The organism is Streptomyces sp. NPDC026589, assembly GCF_040638385.1.
Lineage (GTDB): Bacteria > Actinomycetota > Actinomycetes > Streptomycetales > Streptomycetaceae > Streptomyces.
Genome location: NZ_JBEZYG010000015.1, coordinates 169,767 through 187,769 on the forward strand (window position 1 = coordinate 169,767; position 18,003 = coordinate 187,769).

At 70.5% G+C, this 18,003-nt stretch carries 16 protein-coding genes and 2 pseudogenes; 12 read left to right on the forward strand and 6 right to left on the reverse strand.

Annotated features, from left to right (window positions below):
• Positions 1-4 precede the first annotated feature (4 nt).
• On the reverse strand, positions 5-889 hold the full coding sequence (locus AB0F29_RS25620) for an acyl-CoA thioesterase II (RefSeq protein WP_361876166.1): 885 nt from the start codon (positions 887-889) through the stop codon (positions 5-7).
• A gap of 25 nt (positions 890-914) precedes the next feature.
• A complete protein-coding gene (locus tag AB0F29_RS25625; protein WP_361876168.1) occupies positions 915-2,072 on the reverse strand; it encodes an acyl-CoA dehydrogenase family protein in 1,158 nt (385 codons plus the stop codon).
• Positions 2,073-2,316: 244 nt separating this feature from the next.
• On the opposite strand from AB0F29_RS25625, the gene AB0F29_RS25630 reads away from it, so the two are divergent.
• From AB0F29_RS25630 to AB0F29_RS25645, 4 genes are all read left to right on the forward strand, one after another.
• Positions 2,317-2,658 (forward strand): DUF5713 family protein, encoded by a 342-nt coding sequence (locus tag AB0F29_RS25630; RefSeq protein WP_361876170.1) that lies wholly within the window; start codon positions 2,317-2,319, stop codon positions 2,656-2,658.
• 84 nt (positions 2,659-2,742) lie between these two features.
• Positions 2,743-3,162: a helix-turn-helix transcriptional regulator gene (locus AB0F29_RS25635; protein WP_361876173.1), complete on the forward strand. Its 420-nt coding sequence runs from the start codon at positions 2,743-2,745 to the stop codon at positions 3,160-3,162.
• Between the two features lie 10 nt (positions 3,163-3,172).
• Positions 3,173-3,586, forward strand: a complete 414-nt coding sequence (locus tag AB0F29_RS25640) for a VOC family protein (RefSeq protein WP_026290780.1) — start codon at positions 3,173-3,175, stop codon at positions 3,584-3,586.
• Positions 3,587-3,786: 200 nt separating this feature from the next.
• Complete coding sequence (locus AB0F29_RS25645; protein ID WP_361876176.1) at positions 3,787-6,174, forward strand: excinuclease ABC subunit UvrA; 2,388 nt, start codon at positions 3,787-3,789, stop codon at positions 6,172-6,174.
• A 31-nt stretch (positions 6,175-6,205) separates the two neighbouring features.
• On the opposite strand, the gene AB0F29_RS25650 is transcribed toward AB0F29_RS25645, so the two are convergent.
• Together AB0F29_RS25650 and AB0F29_RS25655 are read right to left on the reverse strand one after the other, a co-directional pair.
• A complete protein-coding gene (locus AB0F29_RS25650; RefSeq protein WP_361876179.1) occupies positions 6,206-6,415 on the reverse strand; it encodes a DUF397 domain-containing protein in 210 nt (69 codons plus the stop codon).
• Positions 6,408-7,205 carry a helix-turn-helix transcriptional regulator gene (locus tag AB0F29_RS25655; RefSeq protein ID WP_361876182.1) on the reverse strand — a complete coding sequence of 266 codons (798 nt, stop codon included), beginning with the start codon at positions 7,203-7,205 and terminating at the stop codon, positions 6,408-6,410. The genes AB0F29_RS25650 and AB0F29_RS25655 overlap by 8 nt, the downstream gene beginning before the upstream one ends.
• 133 nt (positions 7,206-7,338) lie before the next feature.
• Between AB0F29_RS25655 and AB0F29_RS25660 the strand changes: the two genes are divergently transcribed.
• The 7 genes and pseudogenes from AB0F29_RS25660 to AB0F29_RS25690 all read left to right on the forward strand — a co-directional run.
• On the forward strand, positions 7,339-7,683 hold the full coding sequence (locus AB0F29_RS25660) for a hypothetical protein (protein WP_361876185.1): 345 nt from the start codon (positions 7,339-7,341) through the stop codon (positions 7,681-7,683).
• Between the two features lie 132 nt (positions 7,684-7,815).
• A complete protein-coding gene (locus AB0F29_RS25665; RefSeq protein WP_361876188.1) occupies positions 7,816-8,409 on the forward strand; it encodes an aminotransferase class I/II-fold pyridoxal phosphate-dependent enzyme in 594 nt (197 codons plus the stop codon).
• A gap of 23 nt (positions 8,410-8,432) precedes the next feature.
• On the forward strand, positions 8,433-9,290 hold the full coding sequence (locus tag AB0F29_RS25670) for a hypothetical protein (RefSeq protein ID WP_361876191.1): 858 nt from the start codon (positions 8,433-8,435) through the stop codon (positions 9,288-9,290).
• Between the two features lie 114 nt (positions 9,291-9,404).
• Entirely contained in the window at positions 9,405-10,406 is a 1,002-nt protein-coding gene (locus AB0F29_RS25675; RefSeq protein WP_361876193.1) for an NADP-dependent oxidoreductase, read from the forward strand.
• Complete coding sequence (locus AB0F29_RS25680) at positions 10,403-11,659, forward strand: MFS transporter (protein WP_361876196.1); 1,257 nt, start codon at positions 10,403-10,405, stop codon at positions 11,657-11,659. The genes AB0F29_RS25675 and AB0F29_RS25680 overlap by 4 nt, the downstream gene beginning before the upstream one ends.
• A gap of 55 nt (positions 11,660-11,714) precedes the next feature.
• Positions 11,715-12,986, forward strand: coding sequence for a PLP-dependent aminotransferase family protein (locus AB0F29_RS25685; protein WP_361876198.1), 1,272 nt, complete (start codon positions 11,715-11,717; stop codon positions 12,984-12,986).
• A pseudogene (locus AB0F29_RS25690) lies at positions 12,983-13,480 on the forward strand (M20/M25/M40 family metallo-hydrolase); the annotation flags it as partial. The gene AB0F29_RS25685 and the pseudogene AB0F29_RS25690, both read left to right, overlap by 4 nt.
• Positions 13,481-13,616: 136 nt before the next feature.
• Here AB0F29_RS25690 and AB0F29_RS25695 read toward each other — a convergent pair.
• Positions 13,617-16,670, reverse strand: a complete 3,054-nt coding sequence (locus AB0F29_RS25695; RefSeq protein ID WP_361876201.1) for a BTAD domain-containing putative transcriptional regulator — start codon at positions 16,668-16,670, stop codon at positions 13,617-13,619.
• A 164-nt stretch (positions 16,671-16,834) separates the two neighbouring features.
• Between AB0F29_RS25695 and AB0F29_RS25700 the strand changes: the two are divergent.
• Positions 16,835-17,047, forward strand: a pseudogene (locus AB0F29_RS25700) (GNAT family protein); the annotation flags it as partial.
• On the opposite strand, the gene AB0F29_RS25705 reads toward AB0F29_RS25700, so the two are convergent.
• A complete protein-coding gene (locus tag AB0F29_RS25705; RefSeq protein ID WP_361876204.1) occupies positions 17,034-17,951 on the reverse strand; it encodes an alpha/beta hydrolase fold domain-containing protein in 918 nt (305 codons plus the stop codon). The pseudogene AB0F29_RS25700 and the gene AB0F29_RS25705 overlap by 14 nt on opposite strands.
• Positions 17,952-18,003 lie beyond the last annotated feature (52 nt).

The window sequence follows — 18,003 nt, forward strand, 5'->3', positions numbered from 1 at the left end:
CGCGTCACCCCCGGGGAACACGGACGACGCCTTCCTGGATGACCGTGATCGCGAGGCGTCCGTCGGCGGTGTGGATGCGGGCCTGGCCCAGCCCGCGACCGCCGGAGGCTGAGGGCGACTCCTGGTCGTACAGCAGCCACTCGTCCGCCCGGAACGGCCGGTGGAACCACATCGCGTGGTCCAGGCTCGCGCCGACCACGTCCCCGACCGCCCAGCCGCCCCGCCCATGGGCGAGGAGCACCGAGTCGAGCAGGGTCATGTCGGAGACGTACGTCGCCAGGCAGACGTGCAGCAGCGGGTCGTCCGCGAGCTTGCCGTTCGTGCGGAACCACACCTGGGACCGGGGTTCGCGCGCCTCGCCCACCGTGCCGAACGGCGGCGCGTCCACGTACCGCAGGTCCACCGCGGCCCGCGCCTCGATCAGCCGGTCCACGACCTCCGGATCGCTGAAGCGGTCGGCGTACCGGGGCAGCATCTCGGCGGCCGTCGGCAGGGTCTCCGGGTCGGGCGCGGCGGGCATCGGCGCCTGGTGCTCCATGCCCTCCTCGTGACTCTGGAAGGAGGCGGAGAGGTGGAAGATCGGCTGCCCGTGCTGGACGGCGACGACGCGGCGGGTGGTGAAGGACCGCCCGTCGCGGATGCGGTCGACGCTGTAGACGATGGGCGCGCCGGGGTCGCCCGGCCGCAGGAAGTACGCGTGGAGGGAGTGGGCGGCCCGGTCGGCGGGGACGGTGCGGCCCGCGGCGACGAGCGCCTGGGCCGCGACCTGGCCGCCGAAGACCCGGGGCACGACCGCGCTGCGGCTCACGCCCCGGAAGATGTCCCGCTCGATCCGCTCCAGGTCGAGCAGGTGGAGCAGATCGAGCAGGGGATCGGGACTCTCGTTCATGGAGGGAAGGTAATCCGGTAATCCCTTACAGGCCCATGGACTTGGCGATGATCGACTTCATGACCTCGCTGGTGCCGCCGTAGATGCGGTTGACCCGGTTGTCCGCGTACAGGCGGGCGATCGGGTACTCGTTCATGAAGCCGTAGCCGCCGTGCAGCTGGAGGCAGCGGTCGATGACGCGGTGGGCGACCTCGGTGCAGAACAGCTTCGCGGAGGCGGCCTCGGCCGCCGTCAGCTCTCCGGCGTCCAGGGCCTCCAGCGCGCGGTCGGCGACGGCCTGGGCCGCGTCCACCTCGGCCTGGCACGCGGCCAGCTCGAACTTGGTGTTCTGGAACGAGGCGACCGTCTTGCCGAAGACCGTGCGGTCCTGCACGTACTCCTTGGCGAACCGGACGGCGGCCGCGGCCTGGGCGTACGCGCCGAAGGCGATGCCCCAGCGCTCGGAGGCGAGGTTGGTGCCGAGGTAGCCGAAGCCCTTGTTCTCCTCGCCCATGAGGTCCTCGACCGGGACCTTGACGTCGACGAACGCCAGCTCGGCGGTGTCGGAGACCCGCAGGCCCAGCTTGTCGAGCTTGCGGCCGACCGAGTAGCCCTCGGACTTCGTGTCGACGGCGAAGAGGGAGATGCCGAAGCGGCGGTCGTCATCGCGCGGGGCGGCGGTGCGGGCGCAGACGATCACGCGGTCGGCGTGGACGCCGCCGGTGATGAAGGTCTTGGACCCGTTGAGGACGTAGTGCGTGCCGTCCTCGGAGAGCTTGGCGGTGGTCTTCATGCCCGCGACGTCCGAGCCGGTGCCCGGCTCCGTCATCGCGAGGGCCCACATCTCCTCGCCGCTCGCGAACTTCGGCAGCCAGCGCTTCTTCTGGTCGCCGGTGGCCAGCATCTTGATGTACGGGAGGCCGAGCAGCGTGTGCACGCCGGAGCCTCCGAAGGAGACGCCCGCGCGGGCGGTCTCCTCGTAGATGACGGCCTCGTACTTGTGCGAGTCGATGCCCGCGCCGCCGTACTCCTCGTCGACCTCGATGCCGAAGATGCCCAGCTCGCCCAGCTTGAGGTAGAAGTCGCGCGGCGCCTGGCCCGCGGCGAACCACTCGTCGTAGACCGGCACGACCTCGGCCGCGATGAAGGCGCGGATGGTCTCCCGGAACGCCTCGTGGTCCTCGTTGAATACCGTACGGCGCACGGGATGCCTCCTAGGTCGGCAGTCGATTCGATCGCGTAGTTCTCGTCGTGCTCGGCTAAGCGCTTGCTCAGACTTCCTTCGAAGTTACCCGCCGGTTGTGGCCGCTGTCCAGGGTGATGCTCGGCACGCGGACGCCCGGTCCGCACCGGACCCCCGCCACCCGCGTGCGGCCCGATTGTCAGTGGCGTGGGGGAGTATCGGAACGACGGCGACGGAACGTACGGGACGCATGGGGGAGACCACGGTGACCATCACGAACGAGCAGCTGGCGCAGTACACGTTCCTGGCCCTGCTGTACGAGGACGACTACTTCCCCGACCACCTCCTGGACAAGGGCACGGCGGTCCTGCGCGCCCTCTGCGAGCGGATCGAGGCCGAGGATCCCGCGGACCTCACCGCCCTGTACGCCCTGACAGCCGCGCCGACCCGGGCCTTCAACGACCTGGAGGCGGAGTTCGAGGCGGCGGGCAGCGAGATCGAGACGGTCGCCCGCGAGGAGATAGGCGAGGCCTTCTGGATCATCGCGACGGCGTACGGCTTCGTGGACGCGGACCCGGAGAAGCTGATCGCCGAGCGCGAGTGGTGACCGGCGCCCCGCCTCCTCGGGAGGGGCCGGGCGCCGACGGCCGTGGGAGGGTGAAGAGGCGGGGGAGGGTGAAGGAGTGTGGCTGTGAGGCTGGAGGACCTGGCCCGGTTGCGTCGGGCCCGCGACCGCATGGACCGCGAGTACGCCGAACCGCTCGACGTGCCCTCGCTGGCCCGGGACGCCCTGATGTCGCCCGGCCACTTCTCCCGCAGCTTCCGGGCCGCCTTCGGCGAGACCCCGTACAGCTATCTCATGACCCGCCGCATCGAGCGGGCCAAAGCACTGCTGCGCCGGGGCGACCTGTCGGTCACGGACGTCTGCTTCGCCGTCGGCTGTACGTCGCTCGGCTCGTTCAGCTCCCGCTTCACGGAGCTGGTCGGGGAGAGCCCGAGCGCCTACCGGGCCCGCCCCCACGACGCGGGCGAGACCATCCCGGCATGCGTCGCCAAGATGCTCACCCGACCGGTCAGGAATGGAGAAGCGGATCGCAAGCCCCGCCCGTAGCGTGAAACGCATGAACATCAACCTCTCGCAGTGCTTCATCGCCGTCGACGACCACGACAAGGCGCTCGCCTTCTACCGCGACGCCCTGGGAATGGAGGTGCGCAACGACGTCGGATTCGAAGGCATGCGCTGGGTGACCGTAGGGTCCCCCGCACAGCCGGACGTGGAGATCGTCCTCGAACCTCCGCTCGCGGACCCGAACGCCCCGGAAGCCGACCGCCGGACCATGGCCGAGCTGCTCGCCAAGGGCATGCTGCGCGGCGTCATCCTCTCCTCCGAGGACGTCGACGCGGCCTTCGAGAAGGTCCGCGCGGCGGGCGGCGAGGTGCTCCAGGAGCCGATCGACCAGCCGTACGGCGTCCGCGACTGCGCCTTCCGCGACCCCTCCGGCAACATGCTCCGCATCACCCAGGCCAAGAAGTAGCACCAGCACCAGCCCGTGAGAGGCCGAGGCCGAAAGAGGCCCCGGCCCTCACGCACGACCAGTAGGCTCCGCGCACCAGCGGGCCGCCCGTACCAGCCGCACCACCCGCCACGAGCCGCACCAGCAAGGCCCCCGCACCGCACCCAACGGGCTCCACGCATCAGCAGGTCCCGCGCACCAGTAATGGAGAGACGACGAGCATGGCTCCGCGAACGAAGACCGAGCAGCCGCCCGCGCCGCACGCCGCCGACAGCCACGACCTGATCCGTGTGCACGGTGCGCGGGAGAACAATCTGAAGGACGTCAGCATCGAGCTCCCGAAGCGCCGGCTGACGGTGTTCACCGGGGTCTCCGGCTCGGGCAAGAGCTCGCTGGTCTTCGCCACGATCGCCGCGGAGTCCCAGCGGCTGATCAACGAGACCTACCCCGCCTTCGTCCAGGGCTTCATGCCCACGCAGGCGCGGCCCGACGTCGACGTCCTCGACGGACTGACGACCGCGATCATCGTCGACCAGCAGCGGATGGGCAGCGACCCCCGTTCCACGGTCGGCACCGCCACCGACGCCAACGCCATGCTGCGCATCCTCTTCAGCCGGCTGGGCAAGCCGCACATCGGCCCGCCCGGCGCGTTCGCCTTCAACGTCCCCTCGGTGACGGCGAGCGGCGCGATCACCGTCGAGCGGGGCAACAAGAAGGCGGTCAAGGCGACCTTCAGCCGCACCGGCGGCATGTGCAACCGCTGCGAGGGCCGCGGGTCGGTCTCCGACATCGACCTCACCCAGCTCTACGACGACTCCAAGTCGATCGCCGAGGGCGCGTTCACGATCCCCGGCTGGAAGTCGGACAGCTGGTGGACCGTGCGGACGTACGCGGAGTCGGGCTTCCTGGACCCGGACAAGCCGATCGCCAAGTTCACCAAGAAGGAGATGCAGGACTTCCTCTACCGGGAGCCGACCAAGGTGAAGGTCGAGGGCGCGAACCTCACCTTCGAAGGGCTGATCCCCAAGATCCAGAAGTCGTTCCTCTCCAAGGACCGCGAGTCGATGCAGCCCCACATCCGGGAGTTCGTCGACCGCGCGGTCACCTTCACCACCTGCCCCGAGTGCGAGGGGACCCGGCTCACCGAGGGCGCCCGCTCCTCGAAGATCGACAAGATCTCGATCGCCGACGCCTGCGCGATGGAGATCCGCGACCTCGCCGAATGGGTCCGCGGCCTCGACGAACCCTCGGTCGCCCCGCTCCTCGAAGCCCTCCAGCAGACCCTGGACTCCTTCGTGGAGATCGGCCTCGGCTACCTCGCCCTGGACCGCCCCTCCGGCACCCTGTCCGGCGGCGAGGCCCAGCGCGTCAAGATGATCCGCCACCTCGGCTCCTCGCTCACCGACGTCACCTACGTCTTCGACGAGCCCACCATCGGCCTGCACCCGCACGACATCCAGCGCATGAACGACCTCCTGCTGCGCCTGCGCGACAAGGGCAACACCGTCCTGGTCGTGGAGCACAAGCCCGAGGCCATCGCCATCGCCGACCACGTGGTCGACCTCGGCCCCGGGGCCGGCACGGCGGGCGGCACCGTCTGCTTCGAGGGCACCCTCGAAGGACTCCGCGCCTCCGACACCGTCACCGGCCGCCACCTGGACGACCGGGCCGTCCTCAAGGACGAGGTGCGCAAGTCCACCGGCGCGCTGGAGATCCGCGGCGCGACCTCGCACAACCTCCGCGACGTCGACGTGGACATCCCGCTCGGAGTCCTCACCGTCATCACCGGCGTCGCCGGCTCCGGAAAGAGCTCGCTCGTCCACGGTTCGATCCCGGCGGGCGAGAACGTCATCTCGGTCGACCAGAGCCCCATCAAGGGTTCCCGCCGCAGCAACCCGGCGACGTACACGGGCCTCCTGGAGCCGATCCGCAAGGCCTTCGCCAAGGCCAACGGCGTGAAGCCCGCCCTGTTCAGCGCCAACTCCGAGGGCGCCTGCCCCACCTGCAACGGCGCGGGCGTCATCTTCACCGACCTCGGCATGATGGCGAGCGTCTCCAGCCCCTGCGAGGACTGCGAGGGCAAGCGGTTCCAGGCCTCGGTCCTGGACTACCACCTGGGCGGCCGCGACATCAGCGAGGTCCTCGCGATGTCGGTCGCCCAGGCCGAGGAGTTCTTCGGCTCCGGCGAGGCGGCCATCCCCGCAGCACACAAGATCCTCGACCGCCTCGTGGACGTCGGCCTGGGCTACCTGAGCCTCGGCCAGCCGCTCACCACCCTGTCCGGCGGCGAACGCCAACGCCTGAAGCTGGCCACGCACATGGCCGACAAGGGCGGCGTCTACGTCCTGGACGAGCCGACCACCGGCCTGCACCTCGCCGACGTGGAGCAGCTCCTCGGCCTCCTGGACCGGCTGGTCGACTCCGGAAAGTCGGTGATCGTCATCGAGCACCACCAGGCAGTGATGGCCCACGCCGACTGGATCATCGACCTCGGCCCCGGCGCCGGCCACGACGGCGGCCAGATCGTCTTCGAGGGCACCCCCGCCGACCTGGTCGCGGACCGCTCGACGCTGACGGGCGAGCACCTGGCGGAGTACGTGGGGGCGTGAGACGCCGGGCCCTTTCCGTCTGCCCTTCAGGTCAGGCGGAGAGGGCCCCGCTCTTGACGGCGTCCACGAAGGAGGCCCACCCGGCGGCGGGGACGAGCAGGGCGGGCCCGCCGGGGACCTTGGAGTCGCGGACGGGGACGGCGGTGGGGTGGTGGTCCTGGACTTCGAGGCAGCTGTCTTTGTCGGGGCTGCTGTACGAGGACTTCCGCCAGTTGGGGAGTGGTGTGGCGCGTTCAGTCACGGTATCCGTACTCCTTTGCTGCTGCCCTGAGCGCGTTCAACGACTCGGAGAGGGACAGCGCGTCGCTCATGGCCAGAGAGTAAGCGCCCTGGATTCGCTCGACCAAGTGCGGTGCATCGTGCAACTTGGCCACCTTCGTGCCTTCGGAGTACGCCACCGGTGGCTGATCCGCGAAATGCATCAGCGTCACCATGCTCTGGTGCAGCGTGCAGATGGGGCCGCCCAGAGGCAGCACATGGACGCGGATATGGCCACGCTCGGCCAGCCTCACCACGTGCATGATCTGCTCCGCCATGATGTCCGCGCTTCCCGCCATGCGCCGGAAGACTGCTTCGTCCAGCAGCGCCCAGACTACGGGCGAGGTGGGTCGCTCCAGGATCTTGGCCCGCTCCAACCGTGAGACGACGGCCTCGTCACGTTCCTCGTCACTGTATGGCGGAAAGGCGGTGCCCAGCACAGCATCCGCATACCGGCGGGTCTGGAGGATTCCAGGAAAGTAAGCGACAGCGAACTCGCAGATGAAAGTTGCCAGTTCTTCGAGCTTCCGGGCTCCCTCGAAGTGTTCTGCGACCGAACGGCCATCTTCCTGGGGCCGAAAGGTTGCCAGCACATTCCCCGTGCCCAGCGCCTTGTCCAGCCGCCGGGCATCCTCCTCGCTCGGCATACGACGCCCCGCCTCGATGTGCGAGATATGTGACCGCGTCATCAGAGCCAGGTCCGCGAGCTGCTGCTGCGTCAGCCCGGCGGATTCACGCTGAGCTTTCAACCACTTGCCATAGGTATTACTCACAGCCAACTCCCGTGCGACGAACGCGATGTCACCACAAACCCCCTGGCGAGCCTAGCCGTACCGCTCGCACGCTGTGAGTGGATCGCTACGCAGCGAAGAATTCACCCCCACCGTGCACGGAGTTGACGCCCCCATGAACGAACAGCCCCAGAACACCGCGCGCCTGCTCCCCTGGGCCGGAACGGAAGGCAGGCCCTGCTACGTAGCCGGCGACGGCGACGGCAAGGTCTCGCGTGAGGCCGACAAGGTCGAGGCCATGCAGCTCGACATGGCGTACGAACTCCTCGACCACGCCGACGACATGGTCGCGGACGACGGGTCCACGGCCGTCCAGCTCCGCCATGTCGCCGCCGCCCTGGCGCACTCCCTGCGGGACGTGCACCGGGTCGCCCGGAGCCGGGGCCTCAGGCTGGGGATTCCCGATGCCTTCGAGCCCGGTCACCCGTCGGGCCCAGGGCTGGTCCGGCTGCGGCCGTGAGGCGTCCTGGGGCCCTTTCTCCCCGCTCCGGGAAGCCCCGGTCCGGGGCAGGGACGGAGGAGGGACCGGATCGGGAACGGTAAAGCTCATGGTGGGGCCTGACCGAGTCACCCGACCCGAGAGGGCAGCACCGTGATCTCCACCCTTGCTCCGCCCCCCGCGGATGCGTACGTCGGCCTCCGGGCTGGTCTCGACCAGCTCAGGGCTGACGGTCTCTACCGCGACTTCGTCGCCTGCTCCTATCTCGCGGAGGACCGCGGGCACGCTCTGCACCAGGGGCGCCGCATCCAGGTGTGGTGCACCAACGACTACCTGGGCATGAGCCAGCACCGTGAGGTGATGCAGGCCCAGGTCACCTCCACCCTGCGGCACGGTACGGGCAACGGTGGTTCCCGCAACATCGCTGGAACCAGTGAGGCACATGTGGAGCTGGAGGCGCTACTCGCCGTCTGGCATGCCAAGGAGCGAGCACTGGTCTTCACGAGTGGCTACGTGGCCAACGTGGAGACGCTGGCCACGTTGCTGCGCGCCGAGCCGGAGACGATGGTCTTCTCGGACGCGCTCAACCACCGCTCGCTGATCGAGGGCGTGCGGACCTCCGGCAACGACAAGCACATCTTCGCCCACAACGACCTGATCGACCTGGAACTGGCCCTCGCCGCATCCACAACGGAGACCGGGTCCTCAACGCCCTGGTCGGTGGAGGCCTGTACGGCGGTCTCCTGACGACGTCCAGCGAGCTGACCCGGATGCCGGTGGAGGCGTTCTCCGCCGGCCAGCAGGTCACCGCGGAGCTGATGCTGATGCTGGTCCGCGACTTCTCGGTGAACGTCCTGCTGGGCCAGCCCACCGTGGTCCCGCCCCTGCCCCTGCTCCGGGAGGCCCGGCGACGGGATCCGGGCCTGCGGATCGAGAAGATCGTCTACGGCGGCACCCCGATGACCGAGTCCGACAAGCAGTGGCTGCGCGAGGAGCTCGGAACACGGTCCATCACCAGCATCCTGGCGGCCAACGACGGAGCGCAGATCGGCTACCAGTGCGAGCGGCTCGGCGGCACGCTGCACCACGTCAACGACGACTACAACCTCGTCGAGGTGGTCGACGAGGACGGCGTCCCCGTGCCGGACGGCGAGACCGGTCACCTGCTGATCACGGCCATGCAGAAGTTCGAGGGCCCTCTGATCCGCTACCGCATCGGCGACGTGGGCCGGGTGACCGTACGCGACTGCTCCTGCGGGGTGTCCGGCCGGGTCCTGGAGTACCTCGGACGGAGCGACGGGCTCTTGAAGTTCAAGTCGGCGACCGTGCACCACGGCGACATCCTCGCCGCGCTGGAGCAGTTCCAGGTTTCCCAGCTGCAGGCGGAGCTGACGACCCGGGAGGGCACCGAGACGCTGGTGCTGCGTACCGAGTCACGCGTGGAACTGGATCCGGCCACCCTGCGGGCCGCCCTCGCCGACGCCTTCCCGGCGCTGAGCGACGCTCACCTGTACGACGACGGGCTGCGCATGTTCGAGCTCGTGGTCGAGTGCCGCCCCGAGGGGGGACTGGACCGGAATCCGGTCAGCGGCAAGATCCGGACCGTGATCGATCGCCGGCTGAGCTGACAGCTCCGCCACCGCGACCCCCGCCGTCCGACCGCCCTTCTCCTCTCCTCCCCTCCTGTCTCCCCCTCCTTCCCTTCCGCACTCTCCTGCCTTCCGCACTCTCCTGGAGCCCCCGTGACGTCACAGCCCGCACGCTTCGTCCAGCAGGTGGGCCGCCCCTGTGGCCGGCCCACCGGCGCCGAGTTCCTCTTCACCGAGGAGCCGGTACCGGTCCCGGAGCCGGGCACCGCACTGGTGGAGAACGTCCTGCTCTCCGTCGACCCGTACATGCGGGAGAACATGGACGGCGACTGGGACCTGTCCACCCCGCTGGAGGGCCGGTCCATCGGCCGGGTCATCGACTCCAGGACCGACGCCCTGGCCGAAGGCGACCTGGTCTTCCACCGCCAGGGCTGGCGCACCCACGCCGTCCTCGGGCCGGAGGACGTACGCGTCCTGCCGCGTACACCCGGTGTACCGCCCGAGGCGTACCTGGGCATCCTCGGCGGCACCGGCCTCACCGCCTACGTCGCTCTCACCCGCATCGCCCGGCTCACCCCCGGCGAGACGGTGTACATCTCCGCGGCCGCGGGGGGCGTGGGCAGTGCGGCCGGGCAACTGGCGCGGCTGATGGGGGCGGGCCGGGTGATCGGAAGTGCCGGCTCCCCGGCCAAGGTCCGCTGGCTCAAGGAGGAGCTGGGCTTCGACGCCGCGTTCGACCACCGCGACGGCCGGCTCGCCGAGCAGCTGGCGGAGGCGGCGCCCGACGGCATCGACGTGTACATCGACAACGTGGGCGGTGAGCACCTGGAGGCCGCGATCGGGGCGATGCGTGACTTCGGGCGGATCGCCTGGTGCGGCGCGATCGCCCAGTACGACGCGAGCGAGCCGCCGGCCGCTCCGCGCAACCTGTTCGACGTGGTCGAGAAGAGCATCCGGCTGGAGGGCTTCCTCGTCCGCAACCACCGTGACGCGCAGGACCAGTTGGAGCGACTGCTGCGGCCGGCCCTTGCCTCCGGCGCGGTCACGGACCGACACACCGTCACCGAGGGTTTCGACCGGATCGTCGACGCCTTTCTGGGGATGCTCGACGGCGGGAACACCGGCAAGGCGACGGTCCGGCTGGTGGCGGCATGATTCTGCGGGACACCACCTCGCGCACCATGCTCGGTTCGATGCTCGTGTCGAGCATCGGCATGGGTCTGTACACCTTGGCCCTGGGACAGACGCTGTTCCAGCAGACCGGTGATGCCCAGGCGTTCGCCATGATCTTCGCCCTTCAGGGGCTGGGGGCGGTGGTGGTACTCCCCTTCTCCGGGCCGCTGGTCGACGCCTTCGACTCCAGGACCGTCTACGTGCTCTGCAGTCTCCTGCGGGCCGTGACCGTGGGCGTCATCACGGTGGCCCTCTCCATGGGCGACGGCGGGGAGGTGGCCATCGTGGGCACGGCCGCCGTGTTCCTGGCGGCCTTCGACAACGTGCAACGCACCGCCTTCTTCAAGTTCACCGCGCATCACATCGCCGGAGACCGTGCCGTGGCCTTCAACAGCCTGATCGGCATCGCGATCCAAGCAGGCAGCCTGATCGGCATGGCGGCGCTCGGCCTGGTCCTGATGGTCGGCACGGCCACGCAGGCGCTGCTGGTCGACGTGGTGGTCTCCCTGGTGGCCGCCCTGGTGGTCTCGCGGCTGCGGGCGCCGCGCCAGGAGTCGGTGGGGCGGCTGCGGGACGCCACCCTGCGCTCGGCGCTGCCGGACATGCTGCGGGACTGGGCGGGTCTGTTCCGCCGGCACCGCCACGAGGTGGTGGTCTTCGCGATGGTCCTCATGTGCGCGGGGGACTTCGTGTACTCCTACAGCCTCTCCACTCTGGTGGTGCCCCTCGTCGACGCCTGGCACGGCGGGCAGCCATGGTCGGTGTCGGCCCTGGAGGGAACCCTGGGCGCCGGGATGATCGCGGCGACCTTCTTCACCCGCTGGACGGTCCGCCTGGCGCTGCTGCCGGTCTGGGTGTCGCTGCAGGCTGTGATCGCCGCAGGGCTCGCCTTCACCACCACCCCGGCCCTGCACTACGTCGGGTTCTTCCTGGCCGGCTTCGCCAACCTGAACGCCATCACCCTCCTTCTGACCCTCCTTCAGCAGCAGGCCGGTCCGCTGGACAAGGCGAAGATGGCATCGCTGCGCCTGTTGGCGATCGGCCTGGGCACCGCCGCCCTGATGCCCTTGGTGGGGATGGCCGCCCGGCAGTCCCTCAACGCCGCCTTCCTGGCCGTCGCCGCCCTGCTGGTGCCGTTCGCGGCGTGCGGTCTCTGGGCCGCGCTCCGCTTCCGCCCCCGGACCGCGGACGGGGCGAAGAGCGAGGCCGTGCAGCGGGAGCTGACCTCTGTCTGACCGCCCGCCCCTGCCGCCGTGCCCCCCTCCTTCGCCCAACTTCCCAGGAGACGCCATGATCGCTTTCCAGCCGACCTCTCCCCTGGAGACGGTTCTCTCCCCACCGCTGCGTTTCGCCGACCGCACGTACCGGATGGTGCCCTCCGAGACCAGGGCGCTCTTCTCGATGGCAGCCCGGGAGGATGTCGTCTCCCTTGCCGGAGGGATGCCCAGCCCCGAGGCTCTGCCCGCGGAGGCTCTGCGCGCGGTCCTCCAAGAGGTGCTCGCCACCGAAGGGCCGAGTGTCCTGCAGTACGGCTCCGCGCAGGGCGACCCGGTGCTGCGCGAGCAGATATGCGAGGTCATGGCTGCCGAGGGCGTTACGGCGTCGCCGGACGAGGTCCTGGTCACCGTGGGCTCACAGCAGGCGCTGGACCTGGTGACCCGCGTCTTCGTGAATCCGGGGGACAGTGTGGTGACCGAGGGGCCCACTTACGTCACCGCGCTCAGTACCTTCGCCGCCCACCAGGCTCGGATCGTCGAAGTCGCCATGGACCGCGACGGAGTGATCCCCCAGGCACTGGCCGACACCTTCGCCCTGCTCGCCGGCGAGGGGCGGCCGGCGAAGTTCTACTACACCGTGCCGACCTTTCAGAACCCCACCGGCCGGGTGCTCGGCGCGGACCGGCGGAAGGAGGTGCTCGACATCTGCCGACGCGCCGGCGTCCTGGTCGTCGAGGACAACCCGTACGGACTGCTGCACTTCGGCGAGCAGCCGCACCGGGCGCTGTGCGCCGACGCTCCTGAAGGGGTGGTCTACCTGGGCTCGTTCTCCAAGACCCTCGCGCCGGGACTGCGCGTGGGCTGGGTCCGTGCTCCGCGTACCGTCACCGGCAAGCTGGTCCTCGCCGCGGAGAGCGCGATGCTCTCCGCCTCGGGACTCACCCAGCGGGCTGTGAGCCGGTTCCTGAGCACCACGTCCTGGCAGGGGCACCTCGGTGTCGCCAGGAGCCTGTACCGCGATCGCCGCGACGCCATGCTCGCCGAGTTGGCCGCCACCATGCCCGACGGCGTGTCCTGGACGGTGCCCGACGGGGGGTTCTTCGTCTGGCTGACCCTGCCGGGCGAACTGGACACGCGGGCGATGATGGCCCGCGCGATCGGGGGCGGGGTGGCCTACGTGCCGGGCACCGGGTTCCACACCCGGGGCGGCGAGCGCAACCTGCGGCTCTCCTACTCCTACCCCTCCGTGAGCCAGGTCCGGGAAGGCGTCCGGCGGCTTTCGGACGTGATCCGGGCCGAGGCGGGCGACGGCGCGGTCCGGCTGCGGGAAGCGGTGGCGCGATGACCGGCCGCCCCACCGACGGTCTGCTGGACGACGCGCGAGGCATCCAGGACGACCTGGTCCGGCTGAGGCGGACCCTGCACGCCCGGCCCGAGGTGGGACTGCACCTGCCGCACACCCAGGAGGCGGTGCTCCGGCACCTGGACGGAGTGGGGCTGGAAATCACCACCGGGCGACGGCTCAGCTCCGTGACCGCAGTACTGCGCGGCGCCCGACCCGGCCCGACCGTGCTGCTGCGGGGCAACATGGACGCCCTGCCGGTGGCCGAGCGCACCGGACTGGAGTTCGCCTCGGAGAACGGGGCCATGCACGCCTGCGGACACGACCTGCACACCGCGATGCTGGCCGGTGCCGCCCGGCTGCTCGCCCACCACCGGGACCGGCTGGCCGGCGACGTCGTCCTGATGTTCCAGCCCGGCGAGGAGGGGCACGACGGCGCGCGCCACATGCTGGAGGAGGGGATCCTGGACGCGTCGGGGACCCGGCCAGTGGCCGCTGCAGGACGGGGCCCCGGACGCCGCGGTGGTGCTGGCCACCAACGCCGGTCCCGCCACGCCTCCCGCCACGCCTCCCGCCACCCCCTGATCCGTCGGCCGGCGCCCGGCGTCCGGCGTCCGACTGCGGACTTCCGGCTCAGGCGGAGACGGTCCTCGGACCGCGGACACCCATGAACGTGTAGAGACGGTCCGCCTCGGCACGGTGCCCCTTCGCGGTCTCCCGGTCGCCGAGGGCGTCCAAGGCCCGCGCGAGACCGGTCAGCGCGGACGCCTCCTCCGCCCGGAAGCCCATCTCCACGGCGGCCCGGTGGGCGTGGCGGTGCAAGTCCAAGGCCGACTCGTACGCCCCCAGCCCTGACCGCAAGTGGCCGACGATGTTCTCCACCTCCGTGAGCCGCACCGGAGTCGTCCCGGTACAGGCCAGCTCCAGCGCACGCGCCGCGAAGCTCTCGGCCTGGGCGATCCGCCCCCGCGCGTGCGCCACCCGGGCGGACAGCGCGAGCACCAGGCCGACATCTCCCGGAGCCGTCCGCGTCTCGCTCAGCCCTCGCGCCTCCGCCAGATTCCTGTCGGCTTCCTCCAGCTCCCCAAGACCCACCTGGGCGAAGGCCAGATCCGTCAGCGACATGACCAGGTTTCCGTGGTAACCGATGGTGCGGCTGATCTCCAGGGACCTGCGGGCCGTCTCGGCGGCCTCGGCGTACCGCCCCCACTTCTCGTACAGCGTGCTCAACGTGGACAGCCCCTCCGCCTCGGCGCGGCTGGCGCCCAGCTTGGCGGACCGGGCGACGGCCTCGCTCAACAGGGTCAACGCCTCCTCGTACCGTCCGAGCATCGAGGCGAGGAGGCCGATGGTCGATTCGCTATGGGCCTGGATGCGCCGGTCCCCCAGGGACACGGCGACCTCTCTGGCCTCCTGCGCGGCCTCCAAGCCGCTTTCGAACCGGCCCACCTTCCAACAGGCCACCCCGACGTTCGACAGGGTGACGCAGAGCAGTTGGGGATCGTCCAGTCCGCGGACGGCGGCCAGCGCCGTCCGCCCGACGTTCCACAGGTCGTCGAACTGTCCACGCGCGTTCAGGTGGAAACTGAGGTTGCGCACGAGGCAGACGGTGTGGCGACGCAGACCGTGCAGTTCCGCCAGGGACACGGCCGCCAGCAGACCGCTGTGCTCGCGGTCGAACCAGGCCCGGGCCGCCTCGGCGTCCGGCCAGGCAGGCAGGCTGCCCTCATAGGCCGGTATGCCGGTGCAGCGCTGCTCACGACCGGGGAAGAGCATCTGACAGGCGACGTCCGTCGCCGTGAGGTAGTAGCCGAGCAGCCGCTCCACGGCCGCCGAGTCGTCCTCCGCCGTCGCAGGGCCGAACAAGCTCAGGGCGAAGCTGCGCACCAGGTCGTGCAGGGTGTAGATGCCGAACCCCGGCTGCTGAACCAGCCGCATGTCCAGCAAGATCTCCAGAGTCGACTCGGCGTCGTGCACGTCGGCGCCGAGCAGGGCGGCCGCGGAGTGGACGTCCATGCCGGTGGACGGGTGGAGCCCGAGGATGCGGAAGGCGGCACGCTGCCGCACGTTCAGTGCCATGTAGGACAGGTGCAGGGTCGCGGCGACGCTGCGCTGCGGAGAGCGCAGTTCATCGAGCCTGCGGGTCTCGTCCCGGAGCCGTTCGGCGAGGTAGCGCAGAGTCCACGAGGGCCGGTTGCGCAGCCGGGCGGTGGCGATGCGCAGGGCGAGGGGGAGATGTCCGCAGAGCTCGGCCAGCTCGGCCGCCGACTCGGGCTCGGCTTCGACCCGGTCCGCGCCGAGGGTCGCCACGACCAGGGCGGCGCTGTCCTGAGGCGTCATGAGCCCGACGGGTACCCAGCTGACGCCGTCAAGGTCCAGCAACCGGGAGCGGCTCGTGATCAGGATCAGACAGCCTGGCGATGCGGCGAGCAGAGGGGTCACCTGTTCGGCGTGGGCCACGTTGTCCAGGAGCAGCAGCAGGCGGCGGCCGGCGACGGTGGCCCGCCACAGGTTGGCCCTGGCCTCCGCGTCGCTGGGGATACGGTCGTCGCTGACGCCGAACGAGCGCAGGAGGTAATCGAGCGCAGTGCCGGGCGACACCGGGGGCTGCTCCCCCGGGGTGAACCCGCGCAGATCCACGTAGAGTTGGCCGTCGGGGAACCGCTCGGCGAGGTGGTGGGCAGCCCACACCGCGAGTGAGGTCTTTCCCGAACCGCCCATGCCGTCCACCGCCACGACCCGGGTGGACCGGTCGTCGGATCCGTCGACCGCGTCGGCGCAGGCCAGCAGTTCCGCCAGTTCCTTGTTGCGGCCGGTGAAGTCGGACAGCGCCTGGGGCAGGGTGCAGACCGGGAGCGGCGGGGCCGGGGGCACCGCCTCGACGGCCGGGGGCCGCTGCGGCAGCAACAGCCCGGGGTCGTCACGCAGGATGTCCTCGTAGAGCCCGGTCAGCGGGGGGCCGGGGTCGACGCCGAGCTGGTCGGCGAGGATTTCACGGACCCGGGCGTACTCGTGCAGCGCCTCGGCCTTCCTCCCGTTGCGGTACAGAGCGAGCATGAGGTGGCCGTGGAACGTCTCGCGCAGTGGGTGTTCGGAGACGACGGTCCGGAGGTCGGCCACCAGCTCACTGCCCAGACCCAGGCCCAGGCGCAGGTCGAAGAGGTCCTCCGTGGCGACCAGTCGGCGCTCCTCCAGCACCGTGGCCGCCGACTCGATGACCGCGCCACCTTGGCCGGAAAGGACCGCTCCGCGCCACAGTGCGAGCGCGGCCTCGAACTCCGTCGCGGCCTCGGGCCGCAGGCCCTCGCGCAGGGCCTGCTCAGCGGCCCGTATCCGGTCGTTGAACTCCAGCAGGTCAAGGTGTGCCGCGGTCACGGCGATGCGATAGCCGCTGCCCTCGGTCGAGATGAAAGCGTCGCCGAGCCGACGACGCAGCTCCGAGACGGCCTTGCGGACCTGATGGGAAGCGGTCGCCGGCGGATTGTCCTCCCAGGCCGCTTCGATGAGACGGGGCATGGGAACCACCCGGTCCGGCTCCAGGAGCAGAACGGAAAGGACGCGCTCCTGGACCGCGCCGCCGAGCGAGAACCTCGCCCCGCCGACGGAGGCCTCCAGCGGTCCGAGAATCCGGAAACGCAGACCTCCTGGTTCGGACGTCACTTCTGGTTCGGTGTCTTCTGTGCGCATGCCCATGCCTGCCCCGTATGCGGAGGCCCCCCCCGGGCCGCGGGCTCCGATGATATTGGCTCATTGGTCTGGACATGCGTGAAGCGGGAAATGCTGGCCTGATGCGGTGGGTGCGGAAGAAGGGCAAACGGCCGCGGGGTTACCAACGCTCCAGCGAATCGGCGGTCGCCTCCCGCGCACTCGCGGCGGTCAGCGCGTGGGCGCCGGCCGACATCGGCTTCCACCGGCTGGAGTTGGACCACTCGACGCGTAACCACGCCTCGTGCGGGGTCGCCACGAAGGCCGGTTACCGCCTGGAGGGCACCCAGCGCGACGCGGCCGTGCATGACGACGGCCGGCACGACATGCATCTGCATGCCCGGGTCAGGGGCGACTGATCCTGTCGCGCAGCCAGGAGTGGATGCCTTCGAGCGCCGTCGCGGCCAGGGTGGTGGGGTGACCGGTGAAGCCGTGGGGCGACTCGGGATAGACGCGCAGCTCCACGTCGTTGCCGGCCGCCGACAAGCGGCCGGCCAGCGTCAGGTTGTCCTCCAGCAGTACGTCCTCGCTTCCCACGACCAGCAGGGCCGGGGGCAGCCCGCCCAGGTCGGCGTAGAGGGGCGAGATGTCGGGGAGGGTACGGTCGGCGACCTGGCCGGCGTAGGCCTGGATGAAGTACTCGTCCGCGATGCGGCGGCCGCCGGGGGTCTGTGCGCTCAGGTCGTAGGTGCCGAAGCGCAGCGCGGCCCCTGCGAACCGGTCGACGACACCCCGGTCGCGCAGCCGGAGCAAGGCCGCCAGGGCGAGGGTGGCCCCGGCCGAGCTTCCGCCGATCGCGAGCCGGGAGGTCCCGAAACGGGCCTCGGCCTCCTCGACGAGCCAGAGCGCAACCGCCGCGCAGTCGTCGGGCGCGGCCGGCCAGGGGTGCTCGGGCGCGAGCCGGTAGTCGACCCCGACGACGGCGATGCCCAGGGCGTCCGCGAGCTCGCGGTGGCGTTCGTCGCCCTGTGCCGCGGAGCCCATGTAGAAGCCGCCGCCGTGAATGCCCAGGTAGACAGCGCGGGGCGGGCCGCCGGCAGGGAGGAAGATCCGGACCGGGACCCGTACTCCGGCGGCTTCGACCGTCTCCTCGACGGCAGGCGGCACGGCGGCACGAGGAGCGGGCTTCTTCGCGCGGGCCTCCTTCAGCTCCTCGTACGAGCCGGGCCCCCGGCCTGCCACCCTGGACCGGTAGAAGGCGCGAGCCTCGGCGACCTGCTCGGCCGGCACGTCGACCAGCAGTGCTTCCAGCGCGAATCGCACGCGTCGCTCCTCATCCGTCGTCCTGGCTGACCCCTGCCTGCCGGCAGCCAAT

What these genes read in the sequence shown, in the direction of transcription:
- AB0F29_RS25620 (WP_361876166.1), bottom strand. Translation starts at nt 889, where the DNA reads ATGAACGAGAGTCCCGATCCCCTGCTCGATCTGCTCCACCTGCTCGAC.
- AB0F29_RS25640 (WP_026290780.1), top strand. Translation starts at nt 3,173, where the DNA reads ATGAACATCAACCTCTCGCAGTGCTTCATCGCCGTCGACGACCACGAC.
- AB0F29_RS25645 (WP_361876176.1), top strand. Translation starts at nt 3,787, where the DNA reads ATGGCTCCGCGAACGAAGACCGAGCAGCCGCCCGCGCCGCACGCCGCC.
- AB0F29_RS25660 (WP_361876185.1), top strand. Translation starts at nt 7,339, where the DNA reads ATGAACGAACAGCCCCAGAACACCGCGCGCCTGCTCCCCTGGGCCGGA.
- AB0F29_RS25670 (WP_361876191.1), top strand. Translation starts at nt 8,433, where the DNA reads ATGCCGGTGGAGGCGTTCTCCGCCGGCCAGCAGGTCACCGCGGAGCTG.
- AB0F29_RS25680 (WP_361876196.1), top strand. Translation starts at nt 10,403, where the DNA reads ATGATTCTGCGGGACACCACCTCGCGCACCATGCTCGGTTCGATGCTC.
- AB0F29_RS25685 (WP_361876198.1), top strand. Translation starts at nt 11,715, where the DNA reads ATGATCGCTTTCCAGCCGACCTCTCCCCTGGAGACGGTTCTCTCCCCA.
- AB0F29_RS25695 (WP_361876201.1), bottom strand. Translation starts at nt 16,670, where the DNA reads ATGCGCACAGAAGACACCGAACCAGAAGTGACGTCCGAACCAGGAGGT.